Source organism: Syntrophotalea acetylenivorans (assembly GCF_001887775.1).
Taxonomy (GTDB): domain Bacteria; phylum Desulfobacterota; class Desulfuromonadia; order Desulfuromonadales; family Syntrophotaleaceae; genus Syntrophotalea_A; species Syntrophotalea_A acetylenivorans.
This window is the reverse complement of record NZ_CP015519.1, coordinates 1,843,140-1,858,547: the sequence shown is the minus strand read 5'-3', so window position 1 is coordinate 1,858,547 and position 15,408 is coordinate 1,843,140. Positions and strand designations below refer to the sequence as shown.

General features: G+C 57.0%; 11 protein-coding genes and 2 pseudogenes. 1 reads left to right on the top strand and 12 read right to left on the bottom strand.

Going from position 1 to position 15,408, the window contains the following annotated elements:
- Positions 1 to 29: 29 nt before the first annotated feature.
- The gene (locus A7E78_RS08530; protein WP_072283818.1) at positions 30 to 1,760 is read right to left on the bottom strand and encodes a DASS family sodium-coupled anion symporter; all 1,731 of its coding nucleotides are present in this window, start codon (positions 1,758 to 1,760) and stop codon (positions 30 to 32) included.
- Positions 1,760 to 2,599: a mechanosensitive ion channel family protein gene (locus tag A7E78_RS08525; RefSeq protein WP_072283817.1), complete on the bottom strand. Its 840-nt coding sequence runs from the start codon at positions 2,597 to 2,599 to the stop codon at positions 1,760 to 1,762. Before A7E78_RS08525 ends, A7E78_RS08530 begins: the two co-directional genes overlap by 1 nt.
- 189 nt (positions 2,600 to 2,788) lie before the next feature.
- On the opposite strand from A7E78_RS08525, the pseudogene A7E78_RS15770 reads away from it, so the two are divergent.
- Positions 2,789 to 2,965, top strand: a pseudogene (locus A7E78_RS15770) (transposase); the annotation flags it as partial.
- A gap of 211 nt (positions 2,966 to 3,176) precedes the next feature.
- Here A7E78_RS15770 and A7E78_RS08515 read toward each other — a convergent pair.
- The 10 genes and pseudogenes from A7E78_RS08515 to topA all read right to left on the bottom strand — a co-directional run bounded on the left by A7E78_RS08515 (position 3,177) and on the right by topA (position 15,371).
- Positions 3,177 to 3,557, bottom strand: a complete 381-nt coding sequence (locus A7E78_RS08515; protein ID WP_072283816.1) for a hypothetical protein — start codon at positions 3,555 to 3,557, stop codon at positions 3,177 to 3,179.
- A gap of 92 nt (positions 3,558 to 3,649) precedes the next feature.
- Complete coding sequence (locus A7E78_RS14835; RefSeq protein ID WP_418361395.1) at positions 3,650 to 3,985, bottom strand: arsenate reductase/protein-tyrosine-phosphatase family protein; 336 nt, start codon at positions 3,983 to 3,985, stop codon at positions 3,650 to 3,652.
- A gap of 466 nt (positions 3,986 to 4,451) precedes the next feature.
- Positions 4,452 to 5,729, bottom strand: coding sequence for a hypothetical protein (locus A7E78_RS08505; protein WP_072283815.1), 1,278 nt, complete (start codon positions 5,727 to 5,729; stop codon positions 4,452 to 4,454).
- A complete protein-coding gene (locus A7E78_RS08500; RefSeq protein WP_072283814.1) occupies positions 5,723 to 6,364 on the bottom strand; it encodes an HAD family hydrolase in 642 nt (213 codons plus the stop codon). Before A7E78_RS08500 ends, A7E78_RS08505 begins: the two co-directional genes overlap by 7 nt.
- An 11-nt stretch (positions 6,365 to 6,375) precedes the next feature.
- Positions 6,376 to 7,764 carry a sodium-dependent transporter gene (locus A7E78_RS08495; RefSeq protein ID WP_072283813.1) on the bottom strand — a complete coding sequence of 463 codons (1,389 nt, stop codon included), beginning with the start codon at positions 7,762 to 7,764 and terminating at the stop codon, positions 6,376 to 6,378.
- Between the two features lie 82 nt (positions 7,765 to 7,846).
- Positions 7,847 to 8,533: a YggS family pyridoxal phosphate-dependent enzyme gene (locus tag A7E78_RS08490; protein WP_072283812.1), complete on the bottom strand. Its 687-nt coding sequence runs from the start codon at positions 8,531 to 8,533 to the stop codon at positions 7,847 to 7,849.
- 56 nt (positions 8,534 to 8,589) lie between these two features.
- A complete protein-coding gene (locus tag A7E78_RS08485; RefSeq protein ID WP_072283811.1) occupies positions 8,590 to 9,225 on the bottom strand; it encodes a Maf family protein in 636 nt (211 codons plus the stop codon).
- A gap of 183 nt (positions 9,226 to 9,408) precedes the next feature.
- Positions 9,409 to 11,343 (bottom strand): sensor domain-containing diguanylate cyclase, encoded by a 1,935-nt coding sequence (locus A7E78_RS08480; protein WP_072283810.1) that lies wholly within the window; start codon positions 11,341 to 11,343, stop codon positions 9,409 to 9,411.
- A 164-nt stretch (positions 11,344 to 11,507) separates the two neighbouring features.
- Positions 11,508 to 12,893 (bottom strand): annotated as a pseudogene (gene trmFO, locus A7E78_RS08475) (methylenetetrahydrofolate--tRNA-(uracil(54)-C(5))-methyltransferase (FADH(2)-oxidizing) TrmFO); the annotation flags it as partial.
- Positions 12,894 to 12,944: 51 nt separating this feature from the next.
- The gene (gene topA / locus A7E78_RS08470) at positions 12,945 to 15,371 is read right to left on the bottom strand and encodes a type I DNA topoisomerase (protein WP_072283809.1); all 2,427 of its coding nucleotides are present in this window, start codon (positions 15,369 to 15,371) and stop codon (positions 12,945 to 12,947) included.
- Positions 15,372 to 15,408 lie beyond the last annotated feature (37 nt).

Genomic DNA, 15,408 nt, shown 5'->3' with positions numbered 1-15,408 from the left:
GGTTGCGCTGAAAAGGCTGGGTTTGGACTTCACCCGAACCAGCCGATCCCTGCAAGCAGATAGAACAGCACAGCCAGCGCCAGAGAACTGGCTAAAGTTATGACGAGGCCACAGCGCAACATCGTACCCCTCGGTACGATCCCGGTAGCGGCCAAAAGGGCCATGCGGCCGGAGGCCGAGGGCAGCGAATAGCCGAAGGTAGTCGCCAGGGTTACGGGCAACACCAGCATTAAGGGGTTCAGAGCCGGTTGGTCCGCTGCCAGGGTGATCAGCACTGGCACGAATACTGCGGCGATGGTGGTATTGTTCAGCAGATTGGTAAGCAGAGCAGAGACCGTCACCAACAGGATCAGGCTGATAAAGAGCGACGAGCCGGTTACCAGCGGGGCAATCAGAAGCGCAAACCAGTCGGTGGCGCCCGAGCGGACCAGCGCTTCACCCAGACTGAGTCCGGCGCCGATGATCAGAAAGATGCCCCAGCTGATCCCCTTGAGGTCCTCCCAGTCGATGATTTCCCGAATCGCCAAATAACAAACGGCCATCACCGCTACCAAGGCTGCGGAAAACAGGGTCGGAGGAAGTCCCAAAGAGGCTTCCAGAAAAGGCCCGCCGATCCACAGACAGGCTGTGACGACCAGCATGATGAGGATTTCCCGCTCCACTCGATTCATCGGGCCCATATCCCGAACCTGGCCCCGGGCGGGCGATACATCGAGTCGTGTGATCGCCACCGGCATGAGCTTGAACAGCAGCAGCCAGGTCAGCGGAAAAATTACCACAAAGGCCGGCAGACCGTATTTCAGCCAGTCGAGAAAGGTCCAAGGCATGATTTTACTTAGAAAGCCTGAGGCAACGGCGTTGGCTGCGGCCCCCAGGATAGTGACCATGCCTCCCAAACTGGCGCTGTAGGCAATGCCGAGAGCAAGCAGTGTCAGCAGGTCGGCGGCCTCGTCTCTATCGGAAACCTCGCGGGAAATGGTCAGGGCCACCGGGATCAGCATGGCTGCGGTGGCGGTATTTCCTACCCACATGGAAAAAAGCGCAGAGATACTCATCAAACCCAGCAGTAAGGCGCCGGTGCCGCCCCCCGAGGCAACGATTGCAAGTAGCGCCAGGCGCCTGGTCAAGCCGTGTTTGCGAAGGGCTTCGGCGAGAAACAGGCTGGCCAGAATCAGAAAAACCACCGGACGGGAAAAGGTTTCAAAGGCTTGGGACGTGTCGGCGACTCTTAGCGCCACCAAGGCGACCGGTACCATAAGTGCGGCGATGGGCAGGGACACCGGTTCCAGAGCCAACACGCCGGCGGTAAAGACAAAGGCGGCCAGACCCCGTTGGCCGGCAGCGGAAAGTCCCTCGGGCCGAGGCAGCAAAAGGACTCCCGCTGTCAACGACAGCACGAGGCCGAAACGGCCGATGAATCGCCACAACCGGCTGACCCCGCTGAGAACGATCGGGCGCAGCACGCGCAGCGGCTCGTCGCTTGTTGCGGCTTTCGGCGGCCCGAACGGCCTGACCAATCGCAGCCTTTCCAGCAGGGGGTCAACAATGATTAGCTCCCCGCGCAGCAAGCCGCCGATGAAACGGCTCAAAATACGGCCGGGTCCGCCTCCTTTGCGACCAGCGGTACGGCGCTGCTGCAGCTCTTCCACTGCTTGCCGGCAGCGGCTACAGTCGAGCAGATGGGCCTCGGCTTCCCGGGAGGCCTCAGCGCTGAGTTTGCCCTCGACGTAGTCTCTTATGCGGATATGCTGCTTGTTCATCAGCCATCGCTTTCTTCCTCGGGCAGGATCACCACCTCTTCTTCGGTAAAGACGTAGTTGGGCAGAGAAACCCGGCCCAGCTCTGTTTCAAGCATCGTTTTGATCGGACCGATGGCCGTTAGTCGACCTCTGTGGCCGCGCACCTGCAAAATCTGACCGACCAGAAAGACTTCCCGCAGGTGAAAGCCGGCCATGATGCAGCGGGCGAGCTCCCTGCTGCCCCAGCCGAAGGACAGGGCCAGGGCCAGCATTAGAGCCGTGATCAGGACGGTGGCGAAGCTTACCAGCAGGGCGGTCTGCACGCCTAGCTGCTCCAGGGCCAGCACGCCGACGAAAACCAGAATAATGTAGCGACTGGCCTGCCCCAGGGCCAGCCCACCGCGTATGCCGGAACGGTCGGCCATGGCACCCAGAGTATTGCCCACAAGCCGCGCGATCAGGCCGCCGAGCAGCAGGATCAGCATGGCTGCCAGCACTTTGGGCAGATAGTCGACCACACTTTGCAGGGTGGTACTCATCCCCTGCAGGCCGAGGCTCTCAGCTGCCGCCAGCACGAACACCAGCAGCACCAGCCAGTAGATCAGCCGGGCCAGTAACCGTGAAACGGAAGCGTCCATGCTGAGATCTTGCAGCAGACGGGCAGCGCCGGCCTTCTCGCCCAGCCGGTCCAGACCTAGCCGCTTGAGGATTTCGCCAACCGCAAATTGGGCCAGGCGTGCCGCCAGCCAACCGACCAACAGTAGTACCAGCGCGGCCCCCAGCATCGGCAGCCACTTCATAATGTCGGTAACCAATATCTTACCCACATGTTCCGTCCAGAAATCCGAATTCCAGGGCATCGGCGACCTCCTTCCATGGCAAAATAGTCTTTATACTGTAGCAGCAAAATGTTTCGCCAACAGATAGAGGCCTGAAAATAAACAGCGAATGAGAGCTTGGCGGGTGGAGGGGCGATGACCAGACTTGTGACCTTCCCCAGAAATTTTGGGAAGTTCGAAAAGTTGCTAAAACAGCAACGGGAGGGTGCCATGGTTTCGAGAAAAAGGCGTTTCACCTGTGAATTTAAGGTCGAAAAGGTACGCTTGGTGACCGATAGCGATCAGAGAGGTGAAGATGTAGCTGCGGATCTGGAGATCCATCCCAATGCGCTGTATGAATGGATGCGCCAATTCCGCGAAGAACCTGATGAGACCTTTCCTGGCAAGCACGGATCTTTCAGCAAAATCCCCTGCCCCTTTGACTCTCCGCTGAGAGGTGAATAGGCTTCGGCAGACTTTTCAAACCGTTTTATCAAGGCGCCTCACCCTGAGGCGCCGACCCCGAAAAGTAAATCCTAATCACCTTGCCTGCCGAAATGGTGCTGCCTCATAGGAGGCAGCACCGTTATTTTATCTGGAGACGGTAAAGCGAGCCGCGTCAGTAGCTAAGGTAGAGGTCGGCGGCGATGGCCAAAGCCGAGAGGACAAAGATGATCAGATAATTGAGACCTTCCTTGCTGTGATCGATGGAGGAGAGGATATAGCTGACGGCCTTCTGATCCTCCGTTCCGAGGCTGTTCTGGTTAACCTTGGCAATCAGGTCCATGCCGCGGATGGCGTTCTTGCGTTTGCGGGTGATGCGATAGCGGTGCAGAAAGAAGCCGCAATAGCCGAGGACGCCGCCATACCAGATGGGGCGAAACAAGGGTGGGTAGAGAGCGTCGGCGACCAGCAGTACGCGGAAGCAGATGGAGGAAAAAAGGCCAAGAACAAAAATGGCGTTGATGACGGAAGCGGGTAATTCCTTGGGAGCATTCATTATGGAGGTCGTTACCGAAGTTGGGGCGGCCGGTCTGGTTTGCCGAAGGAAACCGAGGACTACGGTGAACAGCAAATTTAATGGCCGCCAGGTTATTGTTGGGCCAGCTGCCGGCGGAAGAAGTCACCTAGCTGCTGACGGAGAGCGTCGCGGGTCTTGCGAAATTCGGCCAGGATCTCTTCTTCGCTGCCTTTGGCCTGGCTCGGATCGGTGAACCTCATGGTATGCCGTTTGACGCCACCGAAGTAGAGGGGGCAGTTTTTCTCAGCTTCGGTATTCAGGGTGATGACGTAATCAAAGGGTTCCCGTTCATAGCGGCTGAGGCAGTTGGAAACCTGTGAGTCGAGATCGATCCCGAGCTCGGCCATAACCGCGGTGGCTTGGGGGGGTGGTCCTGGGTGGTCAAGCCTGCAGAAACGGCCTCCAATCTGTCGCCAAAATCAAAATTTATCAGGGCTGCAGCCATAGGGCTGAGACAAGAGTTGTCGGTGCAGAGAAACAGAGCGCGCTTTTTCATGCGAACCTCCGTTTTTTGCTGTTGGTGAACGCGGTTGATGCTTTCGTAAAGGGCGATCTGTTCGGCCTGGGAAAGTTTCCGCTGACACGGTTTTGATTCGCGCAGGCAAACGGAGCAGCGAGTGTCAGTGCACCACAGGCATCGCCGGCAGTCGGGGCAAGGATGTTTTTTTTTCATTGCCTCCTCCCGGGAGGGTGTCGGACTTAACGGACCAAAGAGAAATATTGCCTGTTCGAGAACCGATACCCGAGAATTTGAGAGCGAATAGCAGAGCTATCTGCCGAGAATTCCCAGGAATATGAGCCGAGCAGACGATGTTGCAGCCGGTGCATGATAAGATCGATAGCCCCTTGAGTATTGTAGGCAGGCACAAATTGTTATGCAAGGAATTTCAGGCGGCTACGCAGATACCAGGCCTCGCAGAGCTCGCAGGACAGGAGCAGAAAGATCGCCAGGGCGACGCCGGGAACGGTTAGTGACGTGAGTGCCAGAAGCAGCCAGCAGAGACAGAGATAAGCGACCTTGCAGAGAGTCGCCCAGCTGAGAAAAGCCGTGCGGTGATTGGCGGAATACGCGCCGCGATAGAGATAGATAATTCCTGAAATAGCCGGGTAAAGGGCACAGAATGCCAGGGGCAGAGCTATATAGTGGCGCAGATCGAAGCTCAGGCCCATGGCCTTGCCCAACACCATGCCATTGAGAGGGTAGGCGATAGCCAGGGTAATCAGTCCCATGCCCAGGGCGACCCGCCAGTAGAATGCTGTCAAGGTTTGATAGTCCGTACGGTCCTTGATTAGTGTCAGGTAGGCCTGTTGCAGATTACGCATCGGTCCGGCCAGTAAAAAGATAAAGCCGCGGATGATGCCAAAGGCCGCCAGAGCAAGAGCACTGTCGGGCAGGCGGCTGATAATGGCACTGATCATAAGGGGCACGGTTTGCTGCATTGCCGAAGAAAAGGACAGGGGTAAGGCATAACGGAAGATAGCTATCAGACCTTTTTCCGGTTCTGTCGAGCATGGAGTGTAGGCTTTCCAGGCAAACCATATCATGATGGCTGTTTCCACTGCGATGCAGCCCAGCAGGCCAAAGGCGCCGACGGCAGCCCCGCTGAACCAGTGGCGGCCGAGCAACAGGAAACCGACCAGCGACAGAATCCGGATCAAGGTGGCCAGAGAAACCAGGCCGGTGCGCCGGGCGCGAATCACGATGCCCTGGCAGAGGCCGCGCAGGCCGGTAAAAAAAGGCAGAAAGGTCAGGATGGTCAGCACCGAGCGGGCCTCATCTGCAATAGCGGGACTGACGCCGAGCAACCGTTCAAAAACCAGCTTGCCGAGAGGGGTATAGGCGACCAGGGCCAACAGCAGCGAAACATAAAGGGCGATGGTTGCAACATAGACTCCGACTCCCAGCAGGGAACGGCGACCGCGAATCAGGGCGATGGCAATGGTGTGGTTCTGGTAGGCCGGTGAGGCCAGGCACAGATGCAACACGATCGCGACGGAAAAACCGGCCAGGGTGAGGACCGGTTGGGCGAGACGGGCCAGGGCGGCATTGATGAGGGAATGGGAGAGGCTCATCAACTGCACATTGAGCAGCAGCGGGAAAAAAAAGAAAGCGATCTCCCGTTGGGAGAGGCGAGGCTCAGAATCTACCAAGGGTTCTCCGCAGGGAACAGGCGTAGCAGGTCGCTGCTTGTTTCAGCCCGATAGTCGTAAGCTAAACCATCGTCGTTGCCGTAGCCGAAGGCACAGAAACAAGTTTTGACCCCGGCGGCCAAACCGGCCCGCAGGTCGGTGTGGTGGTCGCCGATCATTACCGCGGTTTCCGAGGAACTCTCCAGCTCGCGCAGAGCTCGCAGGACCGGTTGCGGGTGGGGTTTTTTCGGTAGTTTGCCGTCCGCTGCGATGATGGCGCAGAAAAAGGCATCGAGGCCGAGTTCACAGATGATAGCCAGGGTAAGATCATAGGGTTTATTGGTGACCACCGCCATTTTTTCACCCTGGTGCTTCATGAGAAAGTCGTCGATGCCCGGCATGAGGCGGGTTTCATCCAACATGTGTTCTTGATATAAACTCAAGAAACGCTGTACTTGTTGGGCGGAGAAAGCCTTTTCCGGCAATGCTCTGCGGACCAGCATGGTAGCACCATCGCCGACCAGTTGGGCAACGGTCTCTCGCGGCAGAGGGGGCAGGGACAGTTCGCTTAGTAACAGGTTGAGGGCAGTCGTTAGATCGGGCAGGGAATCGATCAGCGTGCCGTCGAGGTCAAACAGGAAAGTATCTGGTTGCATAGCTCCCTCCTTTATCCTTTAAACCAGGATCCAAACCAGGCTAGAACGCCTGTCTCCTCCATCTTGTAATAAAGAATAACCGCCACCGCCAAAGGTGCCACATAGCGAATCAAAAAATGCCAGGCGGGGTAGGTCCAGCCGGCGCCACCGGCCATGAGCTCTTCCTTTTCTTCGGTTCCTTTCCAGAACCAACCGACGTAGAGCGCGATCAACAGACCGGCGATCGGTAGCAGGTAATTAGAGGCGATAAGATCGACCGAGTCGAAGAAGGAGCGCTCGCCGATGAGATGCCAATCGCCCAGACTGTTGTACGACAGAGCGGTAGGGATGCCTACCACGAAAGCCAGGCCGGCGAGAAATCCGGTGGCTTTAGGCCGGCCCCAGCCTCGTTCATCAATCAGATAGGCGACCTGGGCTTCGAGCAGGGAAATGGCGCTGGTCAGAGCGGCAAAGGACAAAAGCAGGAAAAAGAGGATGGCCAACAGGTATCCTCCCGGGAGCTGGGAAAAGACCACCGGAATGGTCTTGAAAATCAAGCCCGGGCCGGAGGCCGGTTCCAGACCGACGGCAAAAACCACCGGAAAAATTGCCAGGCCGGCCATCAGGGCGATCCCGGTGTCGAGCAGGGCCACGCGCAATCCGGCGGCGAAGAGGTTCTCCTGGCGACTGAGATAAGAGCCGTAGGTGATCATGGCCGCCATTCCCAGGGACAGGGTGAAGAAGGCGTGTCCCAGCGCCTCTAAGACGGAACCGGGAGTCAGTTTGGCAAAGTCGGGGCGAAACATGAAGGCCAGACCCTGCCGTGCGCCGTCGCTGAGCATGCCGTTGACGAAAAGCAGCAGAAGCAGGGCGAACAGCAGGGGCATAAGAATCTTGCTCCAGCGCTCGATGCCTTTCTGGACCCCGCCGATAACGATGCTCAGGCAGAGGACGATAAACAGCAGATGCCAGGCGATCTGGCGTGGACCGTCAGCAATCAGGCCGCTGAAAAGTCCTTCGACCACCTCTGTGGGCTGGCCGCTGAAGCTGCCTATCAGGGCCCGATAGACGTAGTCGAGGGTCCAGCCGGCGACCACCGAATAGTAAGATAAAATGATAAAGGCCGCTCCGACGCTGACCCAGCCGGCACTCAGCCAAAAAGAACGGCGGCCTTCCAATTGAATAAAGGCGCCGACCGCGTCGCGCCGGGTGTGGCGACCGATCATCAGTTCGGCCATCATGATCGGCAGGCCTACCAAGGCAATGCAGACCAGGTAAACGAGGACAAAGGCTCCGCCGCCGTTGAGACCGGTGATGTAGGGGAACTTCCAGATATTGCCAAGGCCGACGGCACTGCCGGCAGCGGCCAGAATAAAACCGAGACGGGAGGCCCACAGGGCCCGAGGTTGCTGATTGCTCATGGTTTGCCTTCCAGGAGGGTGTCGGACTTAGCGGACCGATCAGACAACTTTGCAGTCGGTTCATGGCAAGTTCGACAGCCTCCTAACTACGGGTGCCGAAGATCGCCGAGCCGACCCGGACCAGGGTCGCACCTTCTTCAATGGCCACTTCAAAGTCGTGGCTCATGCCCATGGATAGTTCCTGTAATTCGATGCCTGGAATTTGGCGGGCTTTCATTGCTTCGGACAGTTGCCGAAGTTGCCGAAAATAGGGGCGGACCTCTTCAGGATCGTCGAGATAGGGGGGTAGAGCCATCAACCCTCGAATATGCAGGTTGGGCAATTCCGCCACCTGTCTCAGCAGTTGTTCCAGTTCCGCCTCGCCGGCGCCCGACTTGCTCGCTTCAGCGCCGAGATTAAGCTGAATGAGAATGTTGGCAACCTGGTCGACCTTGGCCCACTGGCGGTTGATCTCCCGGGCTAGAGACAGGCGGTCGACGGAGTGGATCAGACTGACTTTGCCTCGCAGGTATTTGACCTTGTTGGTCTGCAGGCCGCCGATGAAATGCCAGTCGACAGCGGTGCCGAGTTGGTCGAACTTGGCGCTGAACTCCTGGGCGTAGCTTTCGCCAAACAGGTGCTGGCCCACTGCTGCCGCCTCTTCGATCATGGCTGCCGGTTTGGTTTTAGATACTGCCACCAGGCGAACCTCATTGGGGTCACGGTCGGCCCGTTGGCAGGCTTGCAGAATACGTCCGTTGATAGCGGCTAGATTGTCCTGAATGTTCATGGTCGGTTCCGAATCTGTAAGGAAAAGGGTGGACCGCTACGGCTAGGGCGAAGTGCTCACTCTGCGTTCGCAAACAGGCGCAGGGCGCCGAGACGTTCCAGGGCGGCCACTACTTCGCATAGGGGGAGGCCGACAACGTTGCTGTAGCTGCCCTCGATGGCCGGTATCATAAATGCGCCGATGCCCTGAATAGCGTAGGAACCGGCCTTGCCAAAGGGCTCGCCGGTGGCAATGTACCCCGCGATCTCCCGGTCTGTCAACTCCTTGAACCGGACCCGGGTGGTTACCGCTTCGACCTCCATCTTCTCGGTGATGCGGTCGTAAATGGCGTAACCGGACAGTACTTGATGACTACGCCCCGAAAGGGAGTGGAGCATGGTCGAGGCTTCTCTCGCGTCGGCCGGCTTGCCGAGGATGGTTTCGTCCCGCAACACCACGGTGTCGCTGCCGAGAAACCAGCGTCCCGGAACCTCCTTGCGACGGGCAACTTCCAGGGCTTTTTCCCGGCTCAAGCGCATCACATGTTGCCGGGGCGATTCATTGGCTAGCAATGTTTCCGCGGCCTGGCTCGGTACCACCTGAAAGTCGATGCCGAGGGAGGACAGGAGATCTTTTCGGCGCGGCGAGGCTGAGGCCAGAATTAGCAGGGGAGTTTCAGGGTCATAGAGGGGCGATTCGTTAGCAGGGGACATGGGACCTTCCTGATAGGCATAAAAGAAAGTTTGTGAAGTTTGCCGGACAGTTTATTGACCGCCTTTATAGCAGAGACAATCCTACAAGAAAAGAGGGGGTTGATTCAGAAGTCGCTGGCAGGAAAAGAGATTAATGCGAGATTTGTTGAAAATGCGTTTAGACCCGTCAAGTCCGCCAGGATGCTAAAGAAAAACAATCTTATCGTTATTGGCTGAACTTTGACAGGGCATCGCCCTGTTGCCGCCCTGTTGGTGGGCTCTAACCAGGGCATCTTTTGCCGATTGCAGCAATGTGTCGAAGGACGCACCGTTGTTGGGATAGAGGGCGATGCCACAGGAAATGCTCGGCAGGTCATTTCCTTCATCGTCTTTTTGGCTATGCAGACGGTTAGCAATAGACAGAGCCACCTCGTTGGCAGTGTCAGGCAGTAGCACGGCAAACAGGTATTTATCGAGACGGCCGAGTACGTCCATCTTGCGAACCAGGTTTTTCAAACGGCTAGCCAGGTCGAGGGTTGACTGCTGACTTGCTCCATCTAATTGGTCGGCCTTGAACAAGAGCAGGGCCAGACCTTGCTGCAGGCGGGTTGCTCGACTGGCTTCTTCGGTGAAGCGACGTTTGAACATGTTTGCGCTGTAGACCCCTGTGTTCGGGTCCAGAGCGGCTTGTCCAAGCAATTTATTAACTTGCTGACGATTATGCAATCTTTCGATAATCAGTGCTCTGGACCTGGCCAGCCGGGTCAGAAGGTCCAAGTCCTGTTGGTTGAAGGGTTGCTCGTCTTGTCGATCGGCCAGACAGATGACACCGTGATGTTGACTTCCTGTTGTCAGGGGCAAACACAGGAATGTTTTTGATTGAAAACGGGGGCGTGGCAGATTGCTGATGCGGGGATCCTGTTCCAGGTCTTCGACCAGAAGGGCTTGGCCGGTTTTCAGCACTTGGCCGGCGATACCCTGGTCTGAGGGGACGCAGAGATCGGCAGCCATGGCCCGGTTCATACCGCTGCTGGCGAGTAAATGGAGTTTGCTGCCGTTGCTGTTGAGCAGCATCAACGAGGCTTTATTTGCAGGAACCAGGCTGACTGCATCCTCAAGGATGTGTTGGCAGAGTTCCTGGGGGTCGGTCAGGGTCAGCAGGTGGTTGAAATCTCCGTCGCTTAGGTCGGAGTCCCCCGGGGAAGATTTGGGGTTTGTCAACTGTTGCAGGCGGCAGGTGAGGCGCTCTGCCAGCATGTTGAGTATTTGCATATCCCTGGCCGATAGGGCAGGGCCGCAGCAAAGCAGGCTGCCGAACAATTCATTGTCCCCCTGCAGGGGCAAACAGGTCAGTTGTACGTCGTTGGTTTGTAATCTTTCGCACGGGTCTGCTTCGGTCGATGAAAATTCCGGGTCTTCTATCTGAGAGGCGGGCCATTTGTCGAGACAACGCAGGTCAGGTTCGTTCTCTCCGGGCTCCAATAAGCAGATGGAGCCGGGTCCAAAGGCCGGTTCCAGCAGGGTGTTGATCGTTTCGCTCAGAGTTTGCCAATCCGAAGCTGCAGCCAGGACGTCGTCGGCTTGAAGTAATGCCTCGATTAGTGCTTCGCTCGGGGCGGGGGCGTCGTTGTGGCTCTCGGGAGGAGGAGCTGTGTAGGACAAAAACAGAGATTGCGCTGTTCGTCCCGCCTCCAGCAGTATCGATGATTTGAACTGCGGCAACAGGTTCCACTGTTTCAGCAGGGGAAAAGCCTCCACCTGGTTGAGACAGGCTAATTCTTCCAGGTAGGGAAGGTTAATCTGTGGTTCCCGGCCGCCGCCAATGAGAAGATAGATGCGTTGGCCATTTGTGTTTCGACAGGGCACCAGGCAGTTTTGCAGGCTGCCGGGGCAGTGAACCAGACGCGGTTGATCTTCTGCTTCGGCTGCCGCCAGTTTGGCCGCCCGTCGAGCATGGCAGACGGGATTGCAAAAGGGACTACTCGGGTTGCCGCATAAAGCTGCTTCGGGGGAACTGATTGCCAACAATAAAAATTGGCGGTCGTAGAGCGCCAGCTCAAAAGACTCAAGTTCCGGTGCGGCGGCTAACCGTTTCAGTAGTGCCTCAGGGGATTCTGTTGTGGTCAAAGGGGCAGACATTAAATCCCTACTTTATTACGGGAGACTGGCAACATCCCATTTGGTGTGGCGCTTGACCGAGCTGTCAAAGCTGATGGTCAGTATAGGACATATGCCCGCGATAGTGAAGATATACGAACCTGATCGGTCACTGCAAAAAGCAAACCTTTTTCCGGAGGGCCATTTTATGGGGTTTGCTGCAGGGGGATGGATAAGGTTGTGGACACTTTTTGCCACCAGGGAACAATATCTGTCAGTGCACGCTCGGCCATGGCCAATCGACGTTCACTGCGTTTCATTCGAGCGCCCTGCAGGGGAGGGAAGAGTCCGTAATTGACGTTCATGGGTTGAAAATCTTCGGGGCTGGACGCGGCCAGATGGTGCAGCAGAGCACCGAGGGCGGTGGTAGCCGGTGGCTGCAGCGGTGCCTGACCCCTCAGTTGCGCTGTAGCATGAAGACCAGCCAGCAGGCCGGTGGCTGCCGATTCGACGTAGCCTTCGACGCCCGTGATCTGGCCGGCGAAAAACAATCGTGGGTCCTCCTTGTATTGCAGGCCATTGTGCAGGCAGCGGGGGGCGTTGATGAAAGTGTTGCGATGCATGCTTCCCAGGCGGGCGAAGCGTGCCTGTTCCAGACCGGGTATGGTGCGGAAGATGCGACGCTGCTCCGGATAGGTCAGTTTGGTCTGAAAACCGACCATGTTGTACAGGGTAGCGTGCAGGTTGTCCTGACGTAATTGCAGTACGGCAAAGGGGTCGCGGCCGGTACGCGGGTCAGGCAGGCCAACCGGCTTCATCGGACCGAAGGCCAGGGTCTGATCGCCCCGTGCGGCCATCTCTTCGACGGGCATGCAACCTTCGAAGTGGATAATTTTCTCAAAATCCCTTCCCGGTACCTTTTCAGCCTCTTTAAGGGCGGCCACAAAGGCCATGTATTGGTCACGATTGAGAGGGCAGTTGACATAATCATCGCCGCCGCGCCCATAGCGGGAAGCCCGCCAGGCAATGGAAAAATCGATGGAGTCGGCCTCTATAATGGGCGCAATGGCATCGTAAAAGTAAAGGTGTTCACTGCCGGTCAGGCGAGCAATCCCGTTGGATAAACCTGCAGAGGTGAGGGGCCCCGAGGCAATAATTACCAAACCCTCGGCGGGAATTTCGGTCAGTTCCCGTCGTTGCAGATCGATCAGGGGGTGGCTTGCGATACGCTCGGTGATGTAGGCGGAAAATCCTTCCCGGTCAACGGCCAAGGCGCCGCCTGCAGGCACCGCGGTGGCATCGGCTGCTTCCATGAACAGGGTGTTGCAACGGCGCAGTTCTTCTTTCAGGCAGCCGACGGCGTTGTTCATGCCAGCGCCCCGAAAGCTGTTGGAACAGACCAATTCCGCAAGATCGGTGGACTGATGTGCCTCTGAAAAACGCTGCGGCTTCATTTCAAACAGGGTGACAGAATAGCCTGCGCGGGCGGCCTGCCAGGCTGCTTCACAGCCGGCCAGGCCGGCTCCGATAACGGTAACTTTTGGAGTGATGGACACGTTCGAATTCCTATGCCGACGCCGCAGGCGGTGCCGGTCCGTAAAGTAAAACCGACCGGACTTCGGGGTCCGGTCGGTTGAAAATACTCAGTCCTTTTTAGGCTTGGTCGCCGCTGCCTTTTTAGTTTTAGTGGCGGCCTTCTTCTTGGGTGGAGCTTTTGCCGCGGTGGTCTTTTTAGTTGCGGTTTTTTTTGCCGCGGTTTTTTTAGGGGCCGCCTTTTTGGCCGCTGGTTTCTTCGCGGCTTTTTTCACTGGCGGCACCAGCACCAGCTTCCAGTCGCATTCTTCCTGTGGGCACTTGCGATAGGTTCCGTCCCGCTTGGTAACTTTTTCCACAATCAACGGGAACTCACATTTTGGACAAGCCTCTTCAATGGGCAGATCCCATAGGGCATATTTGCATTTGGGATAACGGTTGCAAGAGTAGAAGATCTTGCCGTAGCGGCTCTTTTTCTCTTGCAGTTCGCCCTCCTTACAGGCTGGGCAGGTAATCCCCAGGGCTTTGGGCTTGACCAGGGGTTGAATGTTTTTGCAGGCCGGATAGGCGGAGCAGGCGTAAAATTTACCGTAGCGGCCTTCTTTGATCAGCATGGGCGCGCCGCATTTTTCGCACTTCTGGTCGGACATCACCGGTTCTTCTTTGGCCTCGCCGTTCAGAGCCTCGGTGTAGCGGCAGTCGGGAAAACCGCTGCAGGCCATAAAACGGCCGGCGCGGCCGAGCTTGATGACCAGAGGTTTTTTGCATTCGGGGCATTCCCGATCGGTCTTTTCGGTGGTGACATCCTGCTTGGAAATTTCGGTTTCCTTCTGCTTCAGCAGGGTGATGAATGGTTCCCAGAACTCTTTGAGAAGCGGTTGCCATTTGGTTTCGCCGCGGGAAATGGCATCGAGATCTTCCTCGAGTTGCGCGGTGAAGTTGTAGTCGACATACTGCTTGAAATGGTTGGACAAAAGATCGCTGACTACCATGCCGACATCCTCGGGATAGAAAACCCGTTTCTCCAGCCGCACGTATTTTCGGGCCGTCAGCGTATTGATGATGGAGGCATAGGTTGATGGGCGGCCAATGCCATATTCTTCCAGAGTTTTTACCAGGCGGGCCTCGCTGAAGCGGGGGGGCGGCTGAGTGAAGTGCTGCTCCGGCAGCAGCTCCTGGCAACTGACGGTCTCCTGCTCCTGGAGCGGAGGCAGGGTCGCGTCGTCCTTTTCCTCGGCATCGTCGCTGCTCTCGATGTACAGCTTCATGAAGCCCGCGAAGCGAATTACCTGGCCGGAAGCGCGCAGGATGAAGCGTTCACCCGCACTGAGGTCGACACTGGTCGCATCGAGTTGAGCCGCGGCCATCTGCGAGGCGACGGTACGCATCCAGATCAGGCGGTAGAGCCGGTACTGGTCGGAGCTGAGGTGGGGCTTCACCTTGTCCGGGGTGTTGGCAATGGTGGTCGGCCGGACCGCCTCGTGAGCTTCCTGGGCGTTCTTCGCCCGGTTTTTGAAGGTACGGGGTTTTTTCAGAGCATAGTCCGCCCCGTAGAGGCTGGTGATGACCTCTTTGGCTTCCTGTTGAGCGACCTCGGCCAGGGCGACCGAATCGGTACGCATATAGGTGATCAGGCCCTCGGCGCCGTTGCCGATGTCGATGCCTTCATAGAGCTTTTGTGCCAGGCTCATGGTCTTGCGGGCCGAGAATCCCAGTTTGCGACTGGCTTCCTGTTGCAAGGTACTGGTGGTAAACGGAGCTGACGGCTGACGCTTTTTTTCCGTGCGCTTGATATTGGCGACCTGAATGGTCTGGTCGGTCAGGGCGTCAACCAGGGCAGTGGCCGCGGTTTCGTTGGCGATGTCGAACTTTTTTAGAGAATTTCCGTCGACACTTTGCAAGCGGGCTCGGAAGGTGGTACCAGCTTCCGTCTGCAGGTCAGCCTCGATCGTCCAGTACTCTTCGGGCTTAAAGGCCTGGACTTCTTTTTCGCGATCGCAAATCAGCCGCAGGGCTACCGATTGGACGCGGCCGGCAGAGAGACCATAGCGAATTTTTTTCCACAAAAAAGGAGAAAGGTTGAAGCCGACCAGATAGTCGAGAATGGAGCGGGCCTGTTGGGCGTCGACCAGATCCCGTGAGATGTGGCCCGGATTGGCTACCGCCTCCTGAACCGCATTTTTTGTGATTTCATGAAAGGTCACCCTCTTGACCGTGGGAGATTTTCCCGATTCATCGATCCCAAGGGCTTCCAGAAGGTGCCAGGCGATAGCTTCACCTTCGCGGTCGGGGTCAGTTGCGAGGATTATTTCATCGCTTTTGTCCGCTTCTTTTTTCAGCAGTGCGATTTGTTTTTGGCTTTCAGGCAAAACATGATAGAGGGGCTGAAATTCAGCTTCGACATCGACGGATCCCTGTTTGCTCGGCAGCGCTCGGACGTGGCCGTAGGAAGCCAATACCTTGTAATTTGGCCCAAGAAATTTTTCGATGGTTTTGGCTTTTGCGGGGGACTCGACGATCACTAGTGATTTAGCCATGAACGCCTCAATTGGTTGTAGGCAATAAATTGCCTGG